The organism is Lysinibacillus telephonicus, assembly GCF_003966145.1.
GTDB lineage: Bacteria > Bacillota > Bacilli > Bacillales_A > Planococcaceae > Ureibacillus > Ureibacillus telephonicus.
Window position 1 is genome coordinate 66,141 of sequence record NZ_RXNR01000021.1, and the last position, 6,243, is coordinate 72,383.

Genomic DNA, 6,243 nt, shown 5'->3' on the forward strand with positions numbered 1-6,243 from the left:
TAGTAAGTATTTAAACTCACTAGGGCAAAATATTTTAATTTTATTTTTCTTCTTTAGATGGTTCATACATAAAAATAGGATCATTATTATCATCCACTGTATATGGCAATGAGTAAGCAGGGACAACAGGATATGCTTCGATTAAATAGTTTCGAATATCCTCGCCAGGAGTAGGTGTCAAATTATTTTCCTTTAAAAAAATATTTAAATCGATCGAGTAATCGACATAAATGTCTCCTTCTGTCGAAACAACTAATGGAAGTTCATTATTTGTATATGGACTCGGTACAGTTAAGTCATTTTTATATCCGATTTTCTCGAAATCAATTGAGTAGACATAATCCGCAATTTGTTCTTTAAATGTAGGATATTGTGTTCCGATAAACCGAATATTTAATTCTCGAATTTTCTCTGCTGAGCGTAAATCTACTAGCTTTACTGTCGGGTTTTCCTCAGCATCCCAAATAATATATTGGAATATACCACCCTTTTCAAAAGAGTTGGCAGGTGGGTTGGCCATATATTTTGGTACTAGTTTTTCAAAGTCAATCGGGTACTTTATAAAAATATCTGTTTCCATATCTCGAGTTTTGATTGGTAGTACACCTGTTTCAGCTTGAAATTCTTCAACTGCTTTTTGAACTGCGGCTAATTGAACATCATCTGGAATTTCGTTACCTGCCATCTCTTCCTCAGGAAATAGACATCCAGATAATAGGACTGTTGTTAAAGCGAATATGAAAATCAAGCCCCATTTTCTTTTCATTTATTTTTTCACCTCATTAAATGCCCACGTTTATATTTATCTACTTTATATTTATTGCAAGAAAGTTAATTTGGCCATGTAAAGACAACAAGAACCATTAGTATTGAACCAATTGTAAATAAGGCGAAGGCAATTAGTCGTATAATGAACGATAAAAATCCGTTTTTTACCCATTTGCGTACTGCTGAAACGATTAGAACTGATATTAACATTGCTCCTATTGAATAAAAAGAAACCCACATAACATCTAAAGCATGCATACTAGCAAGTGGTCCTCTTGCTGATGCGAGTACTAATTGTTCCATTGAAAATAATGGATTTTGCAAATCAAAAACCACCTTTCAAACTCCGTTATGTATAAGAAAGCGCAAGAACCCAATTTAAAGTATTGATGTGATTCGAGGGGCTGGGCGCTGGTCAAAATTTAATACTTTTCCATTCAGTAACAATAGGAGGTACAAGTTCATACCTCCTCTTTTTTCTTGCAAGCTAAAAATGTTTCTACTTTAAAGTAAATTATCAATTTCTCGCTTTTTCATTCGAATCATTAATTCATCTACTGCGACTTTTGGTTCTTTATGATTAAATAGAACATTGTAAAGTTCTGTTGTTATCGGCATAGGGACATCATATTTTTCTGATAATTGATATGCCGCCTTTGTTGTTCTTACTCCCTCTACAACCATTCCCATTTGCTCAAGAACCTCGTCTAATTTCAACCCTTTGCCAAGCATATTGCCTGCTCTCCAGTTGCGAGAATGGACACTTGTACACGTAACGATTAAATCACCCATTCCTGTTAAACCTGAGAAAGTAAATGGGTTTCCACCCATTTTTACACCTAAACGCGAAATCTCCGCTAAACCTCTTGTAATTAGAGCTGCTTTAGCATTATCTCCATAATTTAAACCATCTGAAATTCCTGCAGCTAATGCAATGACATTTTTTAATGCTCCGCCAAGCTCAACTCCAACAACATCATTATTTGTATAAACACGGAAATAACCATTCATAAATAAATCTTGTACTTTTTCCGCAGCCTTTAAATTTTCACAAGCCGCAGTAATTGTAGTTGGGTGGCCCTGTACAACCTCTTCTGCATGGCTAGGACCTGATAAAACAACGATATCCTCAATGACATCAGGTGAAAGACTTTGTTCCAATATTTCTGAAATACGTAATAAAGAATCAGGTTCTATTCCTTTTGATACATGAACAAATAAGATTTTCTTATCTAGAAAGCTCATCATTTTTTCACATACTTCTCGAATAGCCTTTGTAGGTACTGCCACAACAATGGTCTTTGAATGATGGACTGCCTCTTCTAAGTTGCTTGTAGCTACAAGTAGATTAGGCAATTTTATGTCTGGCAAATACCTATTATTTGTTCGTTGTTCATTAATTTCTTCTGCCTGGTCTTCACGATGTGTCCAAACTAAAGTATTATGTCCGTTCTCAGCTAAAACAATTGCTAAAGCTGTTCCCCAGGACCCTGCACCTAATACCGTTACATTTTCCACTTAAATTTCCCCCTTAATTCGATTATTCACGAGCTCGCGCAATTAAACGAATTGGCGTACCTTCAAAATCAAACGTTTCACGAATACGATTCTCGAGGAAACGTTCATAAGAGAAATGCATTAGTTCAGGATCGTTTACAAATGTAACGAAAGTAGGTGGTTTAACTGCAACTTGTGTTGTGTAGTAAATACGCAAACGTCGACCTTTGTCTGTCGGAGCAGGGTTTCGGGCGATGGCATCTTCAATGACCTCATTTAAAATTGATGATTGAATACGCATTGCATGGTTTTCACTTACACGCTGTACAATTGATAAAATCTGATGTACCCGTTGTTTTGTTTTAGCTGAAACAAAAATAATCGGGGCATAATCTAAAAATAAAAAATGCTCTCTTATTTGTTGTGTATAATGGTTCATTGTCTTTTCATCTTTTTCAACTGCATCCCATTTATTCACAACGATAATAACGGCTTTTCCAGCTTCATGAGCATACCCAGCTATTTTTTTATCTTGCTCTTGAATACCTTCTTCTCCATTTAATACAACTAAGACAACATCGGAACGTTCAATCGCTCTCAATGCTCTTAATACAGAATACTTTTCAGTGGATTCATAAACTTTCCCTTTTTTCCGCATTCCGGCTGTATCAATGATGACATATTCTTGTCCATCATAGGAATATGGAGTATCGATTGCGTCGCGAGTTGTACCCGCAACATCACTTACAATTACACGTTCTTGTCCTAGAAACGCATTTACTAACGAAGATTTCCCAACATTCGGACGACCAATTAAACAGAACTTTATCGTATCATCAGAATATTGAGGCTCGCCTTCTTTTGGAAAATGCTTTGCACATTCATCCAGCAAATCCCCCAGCCCTAAACCATGAGAACCTGATATAGGGAATGGATCTCCAAATCCTAATGAATAGAAATCATACATCATTTCGCGCATATCCGGATTATCAATTTTATTTACAGCAAGCACAACAGGTTTCTTTGTTTTATATAAGATTTTTGCTACTTGTTCATCCGCTAATGTTACACCTTCCCGTCCATTTGTCATAAAGATAATGACATCAGCTTCTTCAATAGCAATCTCTGCTTGCGCACGAATTTGCTCTAAAAATGGTTCATCTCCTATTTCGATTCCACCTGTATCAATAATGTTAAATTCATGTGTTAACCAATCTGCCGAACTATAGATGCGGTCACGTGTTACACCTGGAATATCTTCCACGATTGATACGCGTTCTCCAACAATACGATTAAATATTGTTGATTTTCCAACGTTCGGACGACCTACGATGGCGATTACTGGTTTTGTCATCTGTACTTCATCCTTCCAAATTCTTATCTTTTGTATTATACACGAAATTGCAATTTATATCATATTTTCACTTCAGATTCGGTATTTCATGCGTTTTAGTGTTCACAATATTGATGAACAAATAAAAAACCCATGCTTTTTATAAGCATAAATGACTCAAAACTCGTATAAGGCCTAAAATTGTATAGCTAGGGGATAACATAATATTGGTCTTGGGAGTGATGTCGCATGGACGTGACGTTCTCGCTCCACACACAAGCCGCAGAGCTACATTGTGTCTCTATGATTTGTCTTTGGGACCAACACGACGTTGGTCTTGGTGACAATCCACACGATGCAATGTTTTTGTCACCATCATTGTGTAAGGCCCGCTCATGATAGAGCGTTGCTTGTTTACTGCTGTAAGACTATAAAAAATTTATGAAAAAAACAAAGACAAACTCAATCTAAACTTGAGTTTGTCTTCATAAGCTTGTATTTATGCAAGTATTTATATTAGTTATTCGTAAAACCTTTTAGTTTATCTCCAATAACATCACTGAATGAAAATCCCGTGTTTTCTTCTGGCAATTCATAATCGAACTCTTCTTCCTTCTCAGGATTGTTTTGAAGTTCTTTTATACTAAGTGAAAGACGTTTGTCTTCTGCATTGACATCTAAAACCTTTACTTCAACTTGCTGTCCTTCTTTTAATACTTCATGAGGCGTATTAATATGCTTGTGCGAAATTTGTGAAATATGCACTAAACCTTCAATGTTAGGGAATACTTCAACGAAGGCACCGAAAGAAACTAAGCGTTTTACAGTTCCTGTTAGCACCGATCCTTTTGAAACACGATCTTCAATGTTTGACCAAGGACCTGGTAATGTGTCTTTTATTGATAAAGAAATTCGTTCATTTTCAGGGTCAACTGATAATACTTTCACTTTTACAGACTGCCCTTCAGAAAGAACTGTACTAACATCTTCCACATGCTCATGTGATACTTGCGAAATATGAACTAGTCCATCAACTCCACCGATATCTACAAATGCCCCAAACGGTGCAAGTCGCTGAACAGTACCATCTAGTACATCTCCGGCGTGGATTTCTTCAAAGATTTTTTTCTTATTATTTGTTTTTTGTTCTTCAATTACAGCACGGTGAGATAAAATTAAGCGGCCTTTCTCTTTATCCAATTCTGTAATTTTAAATGACAATGTTTTTCCTTTATAATCTTCAAAATCTTCAACAAAATAATCTTCCACTAATGATGCAGGAACGAAGCCACGTACGCCTAAATCAACAACTAGGCCACCTTTCACAACATCCTTTACTTCTGCTTCAAAAATTTCACCTGAGGCAAATTGTGCTTCGAGCTTATCCCATGCTCTAAGCGCGTCAACTTTGCGTTTTGATAAAACAAAGTTTTCCTCCTCCACTTTCGTGATCATCAGTTCTAGCTCATCACCAACTGAAACAACGTCAGACGCTTTTTCAATATGCAAGCTAGAAAGTTCACTGATTGGGACAATACCATCGAAAGGTGCACCTTCTATAGTAACTGTTACTGCTTTGTCATCAACTTGTGCAGCAACACCCTTCACAATATCTCCTTCACGAAATTCTTGGTTTGATCCTAAGTTCATTTCTTCAGACATATGTAACCCTCCTTCGCATCTTCCAATTTCTATTTTATTCGAAATTGTTCACAAAAACAAAAAATTTTCCTTTAATATCAAAAATTTCATATTATTTTGATGAAAACGCTAAAAAAGAACAGCTTATATCATCTTTTGATTAGCTAATTGCAAAATTTCATTTGCAGCTTCTTCAATTGATAAGTTTGTTGTATCAAGGTAAATTGCATCTTCCGCCTGGATTAGCGGAGATGCTTCTCTCTCGCTATCTAATTTATCACGGAGTGCAATTTCTTCCTGCAGCTTTTCAATCGTTGAAGGAATCCCTCGTTTTTCATTATCGATAAACCTTCTTCTTGCTCTTTCTTCTACAGAAGCTGACATAAATATTTTAAGCTCTGCATCTTTTAATACATGTGTTGCAATATCTCGTCCATCCATCACAATTCCGCCGTTTGCAGCAAGCTCTTGCTGTTTTGCAACTAGAATTTCACGAATATTAGCATGAGCAGCAACCTGACTTACATTTGCTGTTACTTCATTAGAACGGATCGCTTGCGTAACTTCTTCTCCGTCTATAAATACAAGTTGTCCATTTTGAGAAGGTTTTAAAATAATTGAAGTATTCAATACCATTTTTTCTAAAGATTCTGCATCACTTAATTCTATGTCCTGTTTCAGCGCTTTATACGTAACAGCTCGATACATTGCTCCAGTATCGATATATGTGAAGCCTAAATTTTCTGCTACAATTTTAGCAATCGTACTTTTCCCTGCACCTGCTGGGCCATCGATTGCGATTTGAATTTTTTTAACCATGAAAAATCCCTACTTTCCTTGCACATTGTACCATACTTGACCGCTAATTGCTGTTATGAACGATAAGTCAAAACCACCAGTATAACTGGTGGTTTGCTCTTCGCGTGAAACGCTGGGTTACTGGCTCCTGTCTAAAGACATTCTGAAAGGTCCGCCAACCGCACTTCGCTTCCTCACTTTGCCGC

At 36.5% G+C, this 6,243-nt stretch carries 6 protein-coding genes; all 6 read right to left on the bottom strand.

Annotation, left to right across the window (positions count from 1 at the left end; translation table 11 throughout):
• Nucleotides 1-40: 40 nt before the first annotated feature.
• The gene (locus EKG35_RS09445; protein WP_126294196.1) at nt 41-766 is read right to left on the bottom strand and encodes a hypothetical protein; all 726 of its coding nucleotides are present in this window, start codon (nt 764-766) and stop codon (nt 41-43) included.
• A 65-nt stretch (nt 767-831) separates the two neighbouring features.
• Entirely contained in the window at nt 832-1,092 is a 261-nt protein-coding gene (locus EKG35_RS09450) for a DUF2768 domain-containing protein (protein ID WP_246020280.1), read from the bottom strand.
• A gap of 180 nt (nt 1,093-1,272) precedes the next feature.
• Complete coding sequence (locus EKG35_RS09455; protein ID WP_126294197.1) at nt 1,273-2,286, bottom strand: NAD(P)H-dependent glycerol-3-phosphate dehydrogenase; 1,014 nt, start codon at nt 2,284-2,286, stop codon at nt 1,273-1,275.
• Nucleotides 2,287-2,308: 22 nt separating this feature from the next.
• Complete coding sequence (gene der, locus EKG35_RS09460; RefSeq protein WP_126294198.1) at nt 2,309-3,619, bottom strand: ribosome biogenesis GTPase Der; 1,311 nt, start codon at nt 3,617-3,619, stop codon at nt 2,309-2,311.
• A 495-nt stretch (nt 3,620-4,114) separates the two neighbouring features.
• Complete coding sequence (gene rpsA / locus EKG35_RS09465; RefSeq protein WP_126294199.1) at nt 4,115-5,260, bottom strand: 30S ribosomal protein S1; 1,146 nt, start codon at nt 5,258-5,260, stop codon at nt 4,115-4,117.
• A 123-nt stretch (nt 5,261-5,383) separates the two neighbouring features.
• Nucleotides 5,384-6,058, bottom strand: coding sequence for a (d)CMP kinase (cmk, locus tag EKG35_RS09470; protein WP_126294200.1), 675 nt, complete (start codon nt 6,056-6,058; stop codon nt 5,384-5,386).
• Nucleotides 6,059-6,243 lie beyond the last annotated feature (185 nt).